Genomic DNA, 13,774 nt, shown 5'->3' with positions numbered 1-13,774 from the left:
GAAGATCCCCCAGGACCTTCGCCTACGCAGCTGGAGGAGACGAGCAGACATGGACGAGCATGTCCTCACGGGCACCCGGGGCCCGCTCACCGCGTACACGTGGCCCCACCGGCCCCGGCCTCGGTACGTCGCCCTCCTGGTGCACGGGTACGGCGAGCACGCGGGCCGCTACGAGAAGGTGGCGGACGTCCTGGCCGGGCACGGCGCGGCCGTGTTCGCCGTCGACCATGTCGGGCACGGGAGGTCGGCCGGGGAGCGGGTGGTGATCGAGGACTTCGAGGACGTGGTCACCGACGTGCACACCGTCGCCGGGCTCGCGCGGGCCGCGCACCCGGGGCTGCCGGTGGTCGTGATCGGGCACTCCATGGGCGGTCTGATCGCCGCCCGCCACGCCCAGCGGTACGGCGACGAGCTCGCCGCGCTCGTTCTGTCCGGCCCGGTCATCGGCGTCTGGCAGCTGCCCGGACGGCTGCTCGCCCTCCCCGAGATCCCGGACACTCCCATCAGCCCGTCCGCGCTCTCCCGGGATCCGGCGGTGGGCGCCGCGTACGCCACCGATCCACTGGTCTGGCACGGGCCGATGAAGCGGCCGACGCTGGAGGCGTTCGTACGGACCCTGGAGACGGTCGCCGAGGGAGGCGATGTCGGCCCGCTCCCCCTGCTGTGGCTGCACGGCGACGACGACCGGCTGGTGCCGCCGGACGGCAGCCGGGTCGGCGTGGAGCGGCTGAGCGGGGGCCGGCTGACCGAGCGGATCTACCCGGGGGCCCGGCACGAGGTGTTCCACGAGACGAACAGGAGCGAGGTGTTCGCGGACGTGACGCGCTTCCTCGACGGCGTGCTCGCGGGCTGACCGCCGGCGTGCTCGCAAACGGCCCGCCGGCGTGCTCGCGAGCGGACCGTCGGCGTGCTCGCACGCGGAAAGCCGGCCCGCTCGTCTGCCGGAGCGCGTCTGTTTGCACCGGTTCGCCCTGGGCACCCGCGCCCCCATGGAGTGGTTGCGCCGTGCCGCCTGCGTGGGTGAGGACCCCGAGCTGTTCTTCCCCGTGGGCACGTCCGGACCGGCTCTGCGGGACACCGCGGACGCCAAACGCGTCTGCGCCCGCTGCCCGGTGACCGCCGCCTGCCTGGACTACGCCCTCGACAGCGGCCAGACCTCGGGGGTGTGGGGCGGGACCGGCGAGGAGGAACGCGCCGAACTGCTCCGTACCGCCCGAACCGACGCGACCAGGAGAACCTCGGTATGACTGTCGTGAAGAGCCCGCTTCCCGAACCGGCCCGTCAGGTCACCTTCGACGCGTTGCAGAGCACCCTCGTCGACCTGCTGGGACTGTCCCTGATCGGGAAGCAGGCGCACTGGAACATCGTGGGCCCGCGCTTCCGTTCCATCCATCTCCAGCTCGACGAGGTCGTCTCGACGGCCCGTTCCTACGCCGACACGGTCGCCGAGCGCGCAGCGGCTCTGGGCCTCGCACCCGACGGCCGCCCGGAGACGATCGCCTCGGCGTTCACCCTGCCGTCCCCGAAGGACGGCTGGCTGCGCGACGAGGACGTCGTCCAGCTGCTCAGCGAGACCCTGGGGACGGCCATCGACCGGCTGCGGGAGCGGATCGCCGCGACCGAGAAGCCGGACCCGGTCACCCAGGACCTGCTGATCGGCATCACCGCCGACCTGGAGAAGCAGCGGTGGATGTTCGAGGCGGAGAACTGGCCGCGCGACCACTGACCCACCGGACGGAGGGGCATGCCATGACCGACGCCCTCGAACTCGACGCGCTGTGGGAGGACTTCCACCGCGTGGTGAACATGACCTCGCAGGAGCTGGCCGCCTGGCTGCGGGTGCGGGACGCCGACGAGAACGCGGAGCCCCTGCCCGAGGAGGCCGGCACGCCGACCGGGCAGCACGTACTGGCGATCCTGCAGAAGCGGCGCACCGACCTCACCGACGACGACATCCGGGTGATGTACCGGGTCGTGGACACGGTGACCGCGCAGGCCGAGCTGGAGAACGAGCCGGAGGCGGAGGACACCCCCCGGCGCCACCGCCTGATGACGATCGGCCACGACCCGCTCAAGCCCTGAGCCGCGCCAGCCGGCTGAGCGCGGCCGACACCAGCGTCTGCACGCCCGGCACGACCACGGAGAGGTCCGGCGCGAACAACGGGCTGTGGTTGCCGGGCACGTTGGCGACCTTCTCCGCCAGCTCCTCGCCCGGCGCCGCCTCCCACACCCCGGCCGGTGTCGACGTCACGTACCAGTAGTCGTACGGCACTCCCTCGGGCGCGAGGAGGGAGAAGTCCTCGCTGCCCATCGCCTGGCCGAAGTCGAACACCGTGTGTGCGCCGAAGAGTTCTCGGTGCACGGCCGCGATCTCCTGGTCGAGGGCGGCGTCGTTGACGGTGACGGGGTAGCCGGGGATCACCGTGACCTCGGGCGGCACCGGGCAGCCGGCCGCCGCGCACTCCCCCTCGACGATGCGCCGGATCGCGGCGAGGACGCGCTCGCGCACCCGGGTGTCCTGGGTGCGCAGGTTGAGGGAGAGCCTCGCTTCGGCGGGGATGATGTTGGGCTTCGTCCCGGCGTGGAACTGCCCCACCGTCAGCACCGCGGACTCGTTGGCGGCGACCTCGCGCGCGACGACGGTCTGCAGCCGGGTGACGACGTACGCGGCCGTCACGACCGGGTCGACCGTCGACTCGGGCCGGGCGCCGTGCCCGCCCACGCCGTGCACGACGATCTCGAGGTCGTCGGAGGCCGACAGGGTCAGTCCCGGGGTGTGGGGGTAGAAGCCGGCGAGGCCGGGGGTGACGTGCTGGCCGAGGACCGCGTCGGGGCGCGGGAAGCGCTCGTGCACCCCGTCCGCGACCATCGCCGCCGCCCCGCCCTCCGCCTCCTCCGCGGGCTGGCCGACCACGACGAGCGTGCCGGACCAGGTCTCGCGGGCGGCGGCGAGTGCCTCGGCGGCACCCGCGAGCCAGGTGATGTGCAGGTCGTGGCCGCAGGCGTGCATCACGCCGTCGACGGTGGACGCGTAGTCGAGGCCGGTCGCCTCCCGTACGGGCAGCGCGTCCATGTCGCCGCGCAGCCACACCACCGGCCCGTCCCCGTTGGCGAGCACCCCCACCACTCCGGTACGGGCGACGCCCTCCGTCACCTCGTAGCCGGCCGCGCGCAGCCGTACCGCGAGGCGGGCGGCCGTGCGGCGCTCCTGGAAGGAGAGCTCGGGGTGGCGGTGCAGATCCCGGTAGAAGTCCTCCAGGTCCGCTGTCTTCAGCCCGGAGGTCACCTCACGGGCGAGACGCGCGACGACGGCCGGCTCGCTCATACCGCTCCCCTCTCCTCGGTGTGCTTCATCATCCCAGCGTGCGTTCCCCGGTCCACACTCAACTGCACCGCGTTGACGGACCGGTTGCGCAGCAGGCGGTCCACCGCGTCCGCGACGTCCGCCGTCGTCACGAGCCTCCGGCCGGGGTCCGCGCGCAGCGGGGCGCGCGTCTCCTCCGGCCGGTCGATCCCTCAACGCACCCTCCCGCCGGGCTCCGCCGGGAACTCCGCCCGCACCTCCCAGCCGTCCCCCGCGCGCGGCCCCGCCCACAGCTCGCCGCCGAGTGCCGTCACCCGTTCCTTCAGGCCGACGAGGCCGAAGCCGCCGCCGTGGGCGGCGTCCGGGAGGCGGGTGCCGCCGCGGCCGTCGTCGGTGACGGTGACCGTCAGCCGGTCGCCGTCGCGGCGCAGGGCGACGGTGACCTCGGCGGCGTCGGCCGCGTGCCGCCGTACGTTGGTCAGGGCCTCCTGGACGACGCGGAAGGCCGCCGCCTGCACCTCGTGCGGGAGGTCGTCGTGGACGGCGGGGTCGCGGTCCAGGGTGACGCGCTGGCCGGGTACGCCGAAGCGGTCGGCGAGCTCGGCGATGCCGGCCAGGTCGCCGACCGGGCGGCGGTCGGCCGCCTCCGGGCCGGTGTCGCGCAGGACGCCCACCGTGCGGCGCATCGACGCCAGGGCCTCGGTGGCGGCGCGTTCGATGCCGGCGAGGACGGGGTCGAGTTCACCGGGCCGGCCGTCGGCCATCATGCGGGCCACCTGGGTCTGCACGAGGATGCCGGTGACGTGGTGGGCGACGAAGTCGTGCAGGTCGGCGGCGATCGCCAGCCGCTCCTCACGGCGGGTCTCGGCGACGGCGACGGTGCGCCGGTAGTCGAGGGAGCGCAGGTACCCGGCGAGCCCGGCGACGAGGCCGACGAGGAGCAGCCCCACCACGACGTACGCCAGCGGCTCGTCCTGGGTGAGGGAGTGCGCGTACCGCGCCGGCAGCACGAGCAGGGCCCCGCCGGCCAGCGTGCCGCACACCACGGCCCACGGCCGCGGACAGTGGCGTACGGCGATGAACAGCAGGCACAGCAGGAGCAGCACTTCGCCGGGGCCGAACGCCACCGTCTGGTCCGCGAGGACCCGGTACAGGGTCTCCAGGGCGGAGAGCACCGCGGGGACGGCCGTACGCACCTGCGGGGTGAGCCAGGACGGACGGCGCCCGGCCGGCCACAGCACGGCGGCCAGGCCGGCCAGGAACACCACCAGGGGCGGCCACAGCGAGTAGCCCTCGGCGCCCACGATGATCACGTCGAGGACGGCTGCCGCGAGAAGGATGCCGACGGCGATCCCCCGGGCGCAGCCCCGGCCGGAAAGGGAGGTCATGCGGACCACCGTAGGCCCAGGTCCCGGCGGCGGGATCGGCCGAACGGTCGAGAGCCGCCCCGCCAGGCCTGGCCTTATGGCCGAGGCGCGGGCCCGGGCCCGCGGGCGAGATTGGAGCCGCTTCCTCCCCGCCGGCCTCGGGAGGGAGCCGCTTCCTCCCCCTCGCCTCAGGAGTACGTGATGCAGCGCAAGTTCCTCGTCGGTGTGATCGGCGGCGCGACCGCCGTGGTCGCCCTCGGTGCCCTCGGCACCCATCTGCTGTCCGGCACCGAGTCGACCACCGGGCTCGACGACCACAGCACGGTGAGCGTCGGCGGCCAGAAGGCGCTCGACGCCAAGATCGTCGCGGCCCGCACCCAGAGCAAGTACCACCCGCTCCCGTGGGTCGGCGACAAGGTCTCCGGCGTCACCTGCCCCACCGGTCTGAAGGCCGTCGCCGGGGCCACGGTCACCTGCGTCGGCAAGAAGCGCGACGGCGAGACCGTCGACATCCCCGTCACCGTGGTCAGGGCCACGGCCGACTCCGTCACCTGGAAGTTCGAGCGCTGAGAAGGGCCGGCCACCATCATGAACACCGTCCTGGCCGGTCACGGCCTCGTGAAGAAGTACGGCTCCACCACCGCGCTGGCGGGCGTGGACGTCGAGGTCGGCGAGCGCGACTCGCTGGCGATCATGGGCCCGTCCGGGTCCGGGAAGTCGACCCTGCTGCACACCCTCGCCGGGATCATCCGCCCCGACGGCGGGCAGGTGCTGCTGCGCGGCGACCGTATCGACAACCTCGGCGAGAACCGGCTCAGCGCGCTGCGCCGGGGGCGCTTCGGGTTCGTCTTCCAGTTCGGCCAGTTGCTGCCGGAGCTGCCCGCCGAGGAGAACGTGGCCCTGCCGCTGATGCTGGAGGGCACGCCCCGCCGGCAGGCGGTCGAGCGGGCCCGCCGCTGGTTCGCGCCGCTCGGCCTGGACGGCCTGGAGAAGCGCCGCCCCGGACAGCTGTCGGGCGGTCAGGCCCAGCGGGTCGCCATCGCCCGCGCGCTGGTCGTCGAGCCGGACGTGGTCTTCGCCGACGAGCCGACCGGCGCCCTGGACCAGAACACCAGCAGCGAGGTCGTCCGGCTCCTCACCTCCGTCACCCGCGAGCAGGGCGCCGCCCTGGTCATGGTCACGCACGACGCCGACGTCGCCGCCCACTGCGACCGGATCCTCCAGGTCCGCGACGGCCGGATCACGCACCACAGCCAGTACACCGTCGCCTGAGCCCGCGGAGAGTCGAGATGCGTTCCCCCGTCCTGCCCCTGACCTGGCATCTGGCCCGGTCCTCCGGCCGCCGCGGCCTGCAGAGCCAGTTGCTGGCGGCCGGGGCCGCCGCCGTCGGCGCGTTCGTGATGCTGGTGATGATCGCCGCCTGCCTCGGTGCGGGCGCCCGCGCCGACCGCACGGCCTGGCGCACTCCGGACGCCGACAGGAACGGCACCGCCGTCCAGGCCCTCGCCACGACCTACGTCCGCCACGAACCCCTCACGGTCGTCTCCCTGGCCCAGCTCCCCGGCCGCCCGCTCACGCCCGCGCCGCCCGGCCTCGACGCCTTCCCGAAGAAGGGCGAGGTGTACGTCTCCCCCGCCCTGGCCGCGCTGCTGCACGAGCTGCCCGCGAACCAACTGGCCGACCGCTTCCCACGGGTGAGGTCCTACGGCACGATCGGCGCCGCCGGTCTCGCCTCGCCCGACGAGCTGGTCGCTGTGGTGGGGCGGGCCCCGTCCGAGCCCGCGATGTCCCGGACGGCCGCGGAGGGCGCGAGTTACTACGACCAGGACCAGGCCGCCCGAGCCGTCGTCTCCGGGTTCTCCTCGGCCAAGCGGAGCCTGTTCACGGCGTCGGACCAGGCGATGACGCTGATCGGCGTGGTGCTGCTGGCGATGCCCGTGGTCGTGCTGTCGGCGGCGGCCGGACGGCTCGGGGCGGCCCGGCGCGAGCAGCGGCTCGCCGCGCTGCGGCTGGCCGGGGCGACCCCGCGGCAGATCCTCGCGATGACCGCCGTGGAGGCGGCGGCCGTCGGTGCGGCCGGAGCCCTGACCGGCGCGCTCGCCTACGTGGCGTTGCTGCCCGCCCTCGCCGCGATCCCGTACGGCATCGGCTCCTGGTACACCGGTCAGTTGTGGGTGGGGCCGGCGTGGCTGTCGGCGGTCGTGGCGGCGGTGACCGCGCTCATCACCGTCAGCGCGGTGTCGATGCTGCGGCAGGTGGCGGCCTCGCCGCTCGGTGTCGCCCAGCAGGCGAACCCGCGGCGCACCCGCTGGATCCGGGTCGTGGTGTTCGTGGTGGCCGTGGGCTGCATCTTCCGGTCCACGGGCGGCGGCGGTCAGCTCACGGCGCGGCAGCTGATCGGCCTGCTGGTGCTGTTCTACGGCGCGTTCTGGCTGTTCGGGCCGTGGGTCGTGGACCGGCTGGGCCGGATCGTGGGCCGCTTCGCCCGCCGCCCGGCGACCCTGTTGGCCGCGCGCCGGCTCAGCGACGACCCGCGCGGGGCCTGGCGGACCGTCAGCGGCCTGGTGCTGGCCGGGTTCGCGGCCGGGTTCTTCTCCGTCAGCCAGATCGGCGCCGACACCTCGCAGTACCGCGACCAGGTCGCCGTGATCACCGCGAACGCCGCCGACGCCCGGCAGGCCGCCACCGAGGCCCGCACGCTGCTCGGCCGGGTGGGCGTCACCGCGACCGTGACCGTCAAGGGCGAAGACGCCTACGACAGTCTGCTGGGCGGCAGCCCCGGCGTGATCGCCCACGTTCCCGGCGGCACGGACCGGATCGACACCGCCGTCACCGCCCTCACGCCCCTCGGCACGGGCCACGCCCCCTACAGCCAGGACTACGCGACCGCCTACGACCGCACGGTCGTCGACCGCATCGCCGAGGTCAGCACCGCCACCCTCGCCCTCAGCTTCGTCGTGGCGACCGCCTCCGCCGGTCTCACCGCCGCCGCGAACGTCCTCGACCGGCGCCGTGTGTACGGCCTGCTGCGGCTGGCCGGGACCCCGCTGAGGATCCTGGACCGGGCCCGCACCCGGGAGACGGTCCTGCCCCTGGCCGTCCTGGCCGGCGGCACCACCGCGATGGGCGTCTACGGCTCCTACCAGCTCAACAAGGCGGTCGGCGCCACGATCGACACCTCCGGCGCCCTGCAACTCCTCGCGTGCGTCCTGATCGGGGCGCTGGCGATGTTCGCCGCGATCGGCGGCAGCAGACCACTCCTGCGCCGGGTGACGGCCGATCCGGCCCGGGCGGCGGACTGATCACCGACGGGGACGGCCCGCCGCACACGCCGGCGGGCCGTCCCCGCGCCCGTCCCCGCGCCCGTCCCCGCGCCCGTCCCCGAGACGGCCCACCCGCTGAGGCATGATCGAGCCATGACGAGCCCCGCCCCGCCCGGCGCGCCCATCCGCGTCCTCATCGCCGACGACCAGGACATGGTCCGCACGGGCTTCCGCTTCTTCCTCGACGCGCAGCCCGACATCACGGTGGTCGCGGAGGCCGCCGACGGCGAGGAGGCGGTCGCGCTGGCCCGGAAGGTGCGGCCGGACGTGTGCCTGCTGGACATCCGGATGCCGAAGCTGGACGGGCTGGAGGCCACCCGGCTGCTGGCGGGCCCCGAGGTCGCCGACCCGATGCGGGTGGTCGTGGTCACCACCTTCGACCTCGACGAGTACGTGTACGGGGCGCTGCGCGGCGGCGCGTGCGGCTTCCTGCTGAAGGACGCGGGGCCGACCCTGCTCGCGGAGGCGGTCCGCGCGGCCGCGGCCGGCGACTCGCTGGTCTCCCCGTCGGTCACCGTCCGTCTGCTCAAGCACGTCACCCAGACCCCGCAGCAGGCCGCTCCGCCCCGCCCGGCGTCACCCGCCGAGCCCCTCACCGACCGCGAGCTCGACGTGGTCCGCCTGGTCGCCCTCGGCCGCACCAACGCCGAGATCGCCGCCGAGCTGTACGTGTCCCTGTCCACCGTCAAGACGCACCTGTCCAGCGTCCAGGTCAAGCTGGACGCCCGCAACCGCGTCGAGATCGCGGCCTGGGCCTGGCAGCACGGGCACGCCCGGCCCCGCGACTGAGACGGTCGGTCAGAGGCCGCCGACCGGCAGGTCGAGCAGGCGGACGACGGTGCGCAGCACACCGTTGTCGTTGTTGGCCGGGGCCAGGTGGCGGGCCCGGCGGACGACCTCCGGGTGGGCGTTGGCCATGGCGAAGGACCAGTCGGCGGCGTCCAGCATCTCCAGGTCGTTGAGGTAGTCGCCGAACACCAGGGTCTGCGCGGGCGTGATGCCCAGCTCGCGCTGGAGCCGGCGCAGGGCCGCGCCCTTGTTGGCGGTGCGGTTCATGATGTCGACCCAGTGCTCGCCGGAGACGACGACCTGGTGGGTGTCCGCGAAGGGCGCCAGGGCCGGGGCGGTGGTCTCCTCGGCCGACCCGAAGTCGAACAGGGCGACCTTGATGACGTCGTCCTCGACGGCGGCGACGTCCTCGACGACCTCGTGCCGCACGTAGTACTTGCGCACCTCGGCCAGGAAGGCCTCGTCGGCCCGCTCCACGTACGCGGACCGCTTCCCGCACACGACGGCCCCGACGTCCACCCCGCCGGCCGCGAGCCGCCGTACGGCCGCGACGACCCGGGTGACCACCGCGGGGTCCAGCGGGTCGGAGCTCAGCTCCCTGCCGTCGCGCACGACATAGGTGCCGTTCTCCGCGATGAAGACCATCCCGTCGGCGACCTCGGCGAACTCCCGTGCCAGGGTGGCGTACTGCCGTCCGCTCGCCGGGCTGAACAGCACCCCGCGCTCCCGCAGCAGCGCGAGCACCTCCCACAGCCGCTCGGGCACCTGCTTGTCGTCGTCGAGCAGCGTGCCGTCCATGTCGGTGACGATCAGACGGATGTCGGCGGCGGCGGCCGACGGCTCGGGGGCGGGCAGGTGAGCGGCGTGGGAGTAGGGCATGTCCTGCTTCCTGTACGGGGGTGACCGGATTGTCACCCTACCGGGGGACACCGTGCCCACCCCGGGCCGGTCCACCGCTGCGCCGATTCCCGGGACACCGCTGATCATCCGGCGGCACAATGGCGGGCGACGGGCAGGACGCGAGAAGGAGCAGTGACGTGAGCGAGGGCCACACGCCGCCGGACGGTCCGGCACGGCTGAACACCGGCGTGGCGCACAACGCGCGGGTGTGGAACTACTGGATCGGCGGCAAGGACAACTACGAGGTCGACCAGCAGGTCGGCGAGCACGTCGCCGGCATGTTCCCGCTGATCCGGGAGATCGCCCGCGCCGACCGCTGGTTCCTGGGCCGCGCGGTGCGGTTCCTGGCCGAGGAGCGCGGGACACGGCAGTTCCTGGACATCGGCACCGGGCTGCCGACGGCGGACAACACCCACGAGATCGCCCAGCGCGTCGCGCCCGACTCGCGGATCGTGTACGTCGACAACGACCCCATCGTGCTGGTGCACGCCCGCACCCTGCTGACCGGCACCACCGAGGGCGTCACCGACTACGTCGACGCCGATGTGCACGACCCGGACGCCATCCTCGAACGCGCCGCCAAGACCCTGGACTTCAGCCGGCCGGTCGCGGTGATGATGCTCGGCATCCTGAACTTCGTCCTGGACGTCGAGGCGGCCCGGCACATCGTGCGGCGGATCATGGCCGAGGTCCCCTCCGGCAGCTTCCTCGTCCTGACCCACCCCACCCACGACAGCGAGGTGGGCGGCGAGGGCCAGATCCCGGCGATGAAGTTCTGGAACGAGAACGCCACCCCGCCCATCACCGCCCGCAGCGGCACGGAGATCGCCGCGTTCTTCGAGGGCCTGGAGCTGCTGGAGCCGGGCCTGGTGTCCTGCTCGCAGTGGCGGGCGGAGCCCGGCTCCCCCGCCGTGGTGCCGCAGTACGGCGCGGTGGCCGTGAAACCCTGACCGGCGACCGACCGTGGAGGCCGTGACCGTGGAGGCCGTATGACCGTCCTTGCCGACCCCGTGCCCGGTGGACGCCCCGGCGACGTCGAGCGGGCGAGAGCGCTCGGCGGGGAGCTGTCGGGGCGGGGCGTGCACGGCATCGTCCTGGCCTATGTCGACACCGCGGGCATCGGCCGGGTGAAGGCGATCCCGGTCGCCGGGCTGGCCTCGGCGGCGGCCTGGGGCGTCGGCATGTCCCCGGTGTTCGACACGTTCCTGGCGAACGACAGCATCGTCACGACCGACGTGCTCGGCTCCCCGGACGGCGACCTGCGTCTCTACCCCGACCTGGACCGGCTGGTCGTCCTGGCCGGGCAGCCCGGCTGGGCGTGGGCGCCGGTCGACCGCGTCACCCAGGACGGCGAACGGCACCCGGGCTGCTCCCGCACCGTCCTGCGCCGGATCGTCGCCGACGCGGCCCGCGCGCACGGCCTCACCTTCAAGGCGGGCATCGAGATCGAGTGGGCGCTCGGCCTGGACTCCGCGCCGGCCGGGGAGTTCGTCCCGGCGACCTCGGGACCCGCGTACGGCGCGACCCGGCAGGTCGAGCTGAGCGAGTACACCGCCGACCTGCTGGCGGCGTGCGCGGCGCAGGGCGTGGACGTCGACCAGGTCCATCCCGAGTACGCGCCCGGCCAGTTCGAGATCTCCGTGGGCGCCCTGGACCCGGTGGCGGCGGCCGACCGCAGCGTCCTCGTGCGCCAGACCATCCGCGCGGTGGCCCGCCGCCACGGCCTGCGGGTCTCCTTCTCCCCGGCCGTCGTCGCACAGGGCGTCGGCAACGGCGGCCATGTCCATCTCTCCGCCTGGCGTGACGGCGTCAACCTGCACACGGGCGGCGACCGCCGGTACGGCATGACGGCCGACGCGGAGGCCTTCGCGGCCGGGGTTCTGGCCCGCCTGCCGGCCCTGACGGCGGTGACCGCGCCGAGCCCGGCGAGCCATCTGCGGCTCAAGCCCTCCCAGTGGGCGGGGGTGTTCACCGCGTGGGGCCTGGAGACCCGGGAGTCGGCGGTGCGCCTGGTGCGGGGCACGGCGGGGCGGCGCGCCGAGCTGGCGAACCTGGAGGTCAAGCCCGTCGATCTGGCCGCCAACCCCTATCTGGCCCTCGGCTGTCTGATCGCCGCCGGCCTGGCCGGCCTCGGGTCGGGTGCCGTACTGCCCGAGGAGACCACCGGCGACCCGGCCCACCTCGACGCCGGGGAGGCCGCGGCCCGGGGTGTGCGCCGGCTGCCGACCTCGCTGGGCGAGGCCGTGGCGGAGTTCCGCGAGGACGAGGTGCTGCGGGCCGCCCTGGGCCCGGTCCTCGCCGACGCGGTCGTCGCCGTACGGCAGGGGGAGATCGAGGCGGTGGACGGGCTGGACGACGAGCAGGTGGCCGCGGCCTACCGCTGGAAGTACTGAGATGGCCACCCCCGCCGGACCGGTCCACGAGGCCCTCGCCGAGCTGGAGTTGGTGGACCACCACTGCCACGGCGTCGTCGCCGGCCCGCTCGACCGCGCGGGCTTCGAGGCGCTGCTCACCGAGGGCGACCGCTGGCCCGGCGTCTCGCCCTTCGACACCCCTGCCGGTGTGGCCGTACGCCGCCACTGCGCCCCTGTGCTGGACCTGGAGCGGCACGCCCCCGCCGACGACTACCTGGCCCGGCGGGCCGAGTTGGGCCCGCCGGAGGTCAACCGGCGTTTCCTCGCGGCCGCCCGGACCGGCGTGTTCTGTGTGGACACCGGGTTCACCCCGCACCGCCTCACGACGCCCGGCGAACTCGCCGCGGCGGGGGGCGGGGTGGCGCACGAGATCGTACGGCTGGAGACCGTCGCCGAGGCGGTGGCCGCGCGGGGCGTCGAGGCGGGCGGGTACGCGGACGCGTTCCGGGCGGCCGCGCTGGACGCGGTCCGGCGGCCCGGGGTGATCGGGGTGAAGTCCGTGGCCGCGTACCGCACCGGCTTCGAGCTGGACCCGGCCCGGCCCTCGGACGCCGAGGTGACGCGGGCGGCCCGGCGCTGGCTGGCCCGCGGCGGCCGGCTGGACGAGCCGGTGCTGGTCCGCCATCTGCTGTGGACCGCCGTCGACCTGGGCCTGCCGCTCCAGTTGCACACGGGCTTCGGCGACAGCGACATCCGGCTGCACCAGGTGGACCCCAGCCGTCTGACGGACTGGCTGCACCTCACCGCGGGCACGATCCCGGTGCTGCTCCTGCACTGCTGGCCCTACCAGCGGCAAGCCGCCTACCTGGCCGCGGTGTTCGAGCAGGTCTACCTGGACATGGGGCTCACCCTGCATCATGTGGGTCCCGTACGAGCGCGGGCGGTCCTTGAGGAGGCGCTGGAGATCACACCGTTCCGCAAACTGCTGTACAGCTCCGACGCCTACGGTGTCGCCGAGTTCTACGCGCTCGGCGCGCTGGCGTTCCGCCGGGGTCTGGGAGAGCTCCTCCAGGACCGGGTGGACGCCGACGAACTGGGCCTGCCCGACGCGCTGCGCCTGGCGCGGTGGGCCGCAGCGGACAACGCCCGCCGGGTCTACCGGCTTCCCGACGGACACTGAAAGTATGATCAAGCAATGTCTGACATGACCGAGACCACGCCCGGCTGGCTGAGCTCCGACGAGCTCGAGATGGCGCGCGCCCGCATGCCGATCCTGTACGTCGAGGCGGTGCCCGTGCGCGTCGACGACAGCGGCGAAGTCACCAGCATCGGCCTGCTGCTGCGCATCGGACCGGACGGCAATGTCAGCCGGACCCTGGTCTCCGGCCGGGTCCTGCACCACGAGCGGGTCCGCGACGCCCTGCTGCGCCACCTGGAGAAGGACCTCGGCCCGGTGGCCCTGCCCCGTGTCCCGGCCTCCCTCCAGCCCTTCACCGTCGCCGAGTACTTCCCGACCCAGGGCATCACCCCGTACCACGACCCGCGTCAGCACGCGGTGTCCCTGGCCTACATCGTGCCGGTGACCGGTGACTGCCGGCCCCGGCAGGACGCCCTGGACCTGGTGTGGTTCGACCCGCAGGAGGCGGCCTCGCCCGCGGTGCAGAGCGAGATGCCGGGCGGGCACGGGTTTCTGCTGCGGCAGGCCCTCGCCCACGTCGGCCTCGCGGCCTCCTGACC

At 74.1% G+C, this 13,774-nt stretch carries 16 protein-coding genes; 12 read left to right on the top strand and 4 right to left on the bottom strand.

Annotation, left to right across the window (positions count from 1 at the left end):
- The first annotated feature begins 49 nt into the window (after positions 1-49).
- From IE263_RS06360 to IE263_RS06345, 4 genes are all read left to right on the top strand, one after another.
- Positions 50-853 (top strand): alpha/beta hydrolase, encoded by an 804-nt coding sequence (locus IE263_RS06360; RefSeq protein WP_189933073.1) that lies wholly within the window; start codon positions 50-52, stop codon positions 851-853.
- A 103-nt stretch (positions 854-956) separates the two neighbouring features.
- A complete protein-coding gene (locus IE263_RS06355) occupies positions 957-1,247 on the top strand; it encodes a WhiB family transcriptional regulator (RefSeq protein WP_373311875.1) in 291 nt (96 codons plus the stop codon).
- Positions 1,244-1,726 (top strand): Dps family protein, encoded by a 483-nt coding sequence (locus IE263_RS06350; RefSeq protein ID WP_189933070.1) that lies wholly within the window; start codon positions 1,244-1,246, stop codon positions 1,724-1,726. Before IE263_RS06355 ends, IE263_RS06350 begins: the two co-directional genes overlap by 4 nt.
- Positions 1,727-1,749: 23 nt before the next feature.
- Complete coding sequence (locus IE263_RS06345) at positions 1,750-2,082, top strand: DUF3140 domain-containing protein (RefSeq protein WP_189933068.1); 333 nt, start codon at positions 1,750-1,752, stop codon at positions 2,080-2,082.
- Here the strand turns inward: IE263_RS06345 and IE263_RS06340 are convergent.
- The 3 genes from IE263_RS06340 to IE263_RS06335 are packed head-to-tail and all read right to left on the bottom strand — an operon-like array spanning position 2,072 to position 4,692.
- Positions 2,072-3,325, bottom strand: coding sequence for an amidohydrolase (locus IE263_RS06340; RefSeq protein ID WP_189933066.1), 1,254 nt, complete (start codon positions 3,323-3,325; stop codon positions 2,072-2,074). The two genes, IE263_RS06345 and IE263_RS06340, sit on opposite strands and share 11 nt — an antisense overlap.
- Entirely contained in the window at positions 3,322-3,456 is a 135-nt protein-coding gene (locus IE263_RS49450; protein ID WP_268256000.1) for a hypothetical protein, read from the bottom strand. Before IE263_RS49450 ends, IE263_RS06340 begins: the two co-directional genes overlap by 4 nt.
- A 60-nt stretch (positions 3,457-3,516) precedes the next feature.
- Positions 3,517-4,692, bottom strand: coding sequence for a sensor histidine kinase (locus IE263_RS06335; RefSeq protein ID WP_189933064.1), 1,176 nt, complete (start codon positions 4,690-4,692; stop codon positions 3,517-3,519).
- 180 nt (positions 4,693-4,872) lie between these two features.
- Between IE263_RS06335 and IE263_RS06330 the strand changes: the two genes are divergently transcribed.
- The 4 genes from IE263_RS06330 to IE263_RS06315 all read left to right on the top strand — a co-directional run bounded on the left by IE263_RS06330 (position 4,873) and on the right by IE263_RS06315 (position 8,783).
- Complete coding sequence (locus tag IE263_RS06330) at positions 4,873-5,241, top strand: DUF4333 domain-containing protein (protein ID WP_189933062.1); 369 nt, start codon at positions 4,873-4,875, stop codon at positions 5,239-5,241.
- 18 nt (positions 5,242-5,259) lie between these two features.
- The gene (locus IE263_RS06325) at positions 5,260-5,943 is read left to right on the top strand and encodes an ABC transporter ATP-binding protein (protein ID WP_189933060.1); all 684 of its coding nucleotides are present in this window, start codon (positions 5,260-5,262) and stop codon (positions 5,941-5,943) included.
- 17 nt (positions 5,944-5,960) lie between these two features.
- Positions 5,961-7,973: an FtsX-like permease family protein gene (locus tag IE263_RS06320; RefSeq protein WP_189933058.1), complete on the top strand. Its 2,013-nt coding sequence runs from the start codon at positions 5,961-5,963 to the stop codon at positions 7,971-7,973.
- 114 nt (positions 7,974-8,087) lie between these two features.
- Complete coding sequence (locus IE263_RS06315) at positions 8,088-8,783, top strand: response regulator (protein WP_189933056.1); 696 nt, start codon at positions 8,088-8,090, stop codon at positions 8,781-8,783.
- A 9-nt stretch (positions 8,784-8,792) separates the two neighbouring features.
- Here the strand turns inward: IE263_RS06315 and IE263_RS06310 are convergent, their stop codons facing one another.
- Positions 8,793-9,662, bottom strand: coding sequence for a Cof-type HAD-IIB family hydrolase (locus IE263_RS06310; protein WP_189933054.1), 870 nt, complete (start codon positions 9,660-9,662; stop codon positions 8,793-8,795).
- Between the two features lie 158 nt (positions 9,663-9,820).
- Between IE263_RS06310 and IE263_RS06305 the strand changes: the two genes are divergently transcribed.
- The 4 genes from IE263_RS06305 to IE263_RS06290 are packed head-to-tail and all read left to right on the top strand — an operon-like array spanning position 9,821 to position 13,772.
- Positions 9,821-10,633 (top strand): SAM-dependent methyltransferase, encoded by an 813-nt coding sequence (locus IE263_RS06305; RefSeq protein WP_189933052.1) that lies wholly within the window; start codon positions 9,821-9,823, stop codon positions 10,631-10,633.
- 39 nt (positions 10,634-10,672) lie between these two features.
- Entirely contained in the window at positions 10,673-12,076 is a 1,404-nt protein-coding gene (locus IE263_RS06300; protein ID WP_189933050.1) for a glutamine synthetase family protein, read from the top strand.
- 1 nt (position 12,077) lies between these two features.
- Positions 12,078-13,217, top strand: a complete 1,140-nt coding sequence (locus tag IE263_RS06295) for an amidohydrolase family protein (protein WP_189933047.1) — start codon at positions 12,078-12,080, stop codon at positions 13,215-13,217.
- A 24-nt stretch (positions 13,218-13,241) separates the two neighbouring features.
- Positions 13,242-13,772: an NUDIX hydrolase family protein gene (locus IE263_RS06290; protein WP_189933217.1), complete on the top strand. Its 531-nt coding sequence runs from the start codon at positions 13,242-13,244 to the stop codon at positions 13,770-13,772.
- The last annotated feature ends 2 nt before the right edge of the window (positions 13,773-13,774 follow it).

Source organism: Streptomyces aurantiogriseus (genome assembly GCF_014649375.1).
GTDB classification, from domain to species: domain Bacteria; phylum Actinomycetota; class Actinomycetes; order Streptomycetales; family Streptomycetaceae; genus Streptomyces; species Streptomyces aurantiogriseus.
This window is presented reverse-complemented; position numbering and strand designations above follow the sequence as displayed.

What these genes read in the sequence shown, in the direction of transcription:
- IE263_RS06360 (WP_189933073.1), top strand. Translation starts at nt 50, where the DNA reads ATGGACGAGCATGTCCTCACGGGCACCCGGGGCCCGCTCACCGCGTAC.
- IE263_RS06350 (WP_189933070.1), top strand. Translation starts at nt 1,244, where the DNA reads ATGACTGTCGTGAAGAGCCCGCTTCCCGAACCGGCCCGTCAGGTCACC.
- IE263_RS06345 (WP_189933068.1), top strand. Translation starts at nt 1,750, where the DNA reads ATGACCGACGCCCTCGAACTCGACGCGCTGTGGGAGGACTTCCACCGC.
- IE263_RS06340 (WP_189933066.1), bottom strand. Translation starts at nt 3,325, where the DNA reads ATGAGCGAGCCGGCCGTCGTCGCGCGTCTCGCCCGTGAGGTGACCTCC.
- IE263_RS06335 (WP_189933064.1), bottom strand. Translation starts at nt 4,692, where the DNA reads ATGACCTCCCTTTCCGGCCGGGGCTGCGCCCGGGGGATCGCCGTCGGC.
- IE263_RS06330 (WP_189933062.1), top strand. Translation starts at nt 4,873, where the DNA reads ATGCAGCGCAAGTTCCTCGTCGGTGTGATCGGCGGCGCGACCGCCGTG.
- IE263_RS06325 (WP_189933060.1), top strand. Translation starts at nt 5,260, where the DNA reads ATGAACACCGTCCTGGCCGGTCACGGCCTCGTGAAGAAGTACGGCTCC.
- IE263_RS06320 (WP_189933058.1), top strand. Translation starts at nt 5,961, where the DNA reads ATGCGTTCCCCCGTCCTGCCCCTGACCTGGCATCTGGCCCGGTCCTCC.
- IE263_RS06315 (WP_189933056.1), top strand. Translation starts at nt 8,088, where the DNA reads ATGACGAGCCCCGCCCCGCCCGGCGCGCCCATCCGCGTCCTCATCGCC.
- IE263_RS06310 (WP_189933054.1), bottom strand. Translation starts at nt 9,662, where the DNA reads ATGCCCTACTCCCACGCCGCTCACCTGCCCGCCCCCGAGCCGTCGGCC.
- IE263_RS06300 (WP_189933050.1), top strand. Translation starts at nt 10,673, where the DNA reads ATGACCGTCCTTGCCGACCCCGTGCCCGGTGGACGCCCCGGCGACGTC.
- IE263_RS06295 (WP_189933047.1), top strand. Translation starts at nt 12,078, where the DNA reads ATGGCCACCCCCGCCGGACCGGTCCACGAGGCCCTCGCCGAGCTGGAG.
- IE263_RS06290 (WP_189933217.1), top strand. Translation starts at nt 13,242, where the DNA reads ATGACCGAGACCACGCCCGGCTGGCTGAGCTCCGACGAGCTCGAGATG.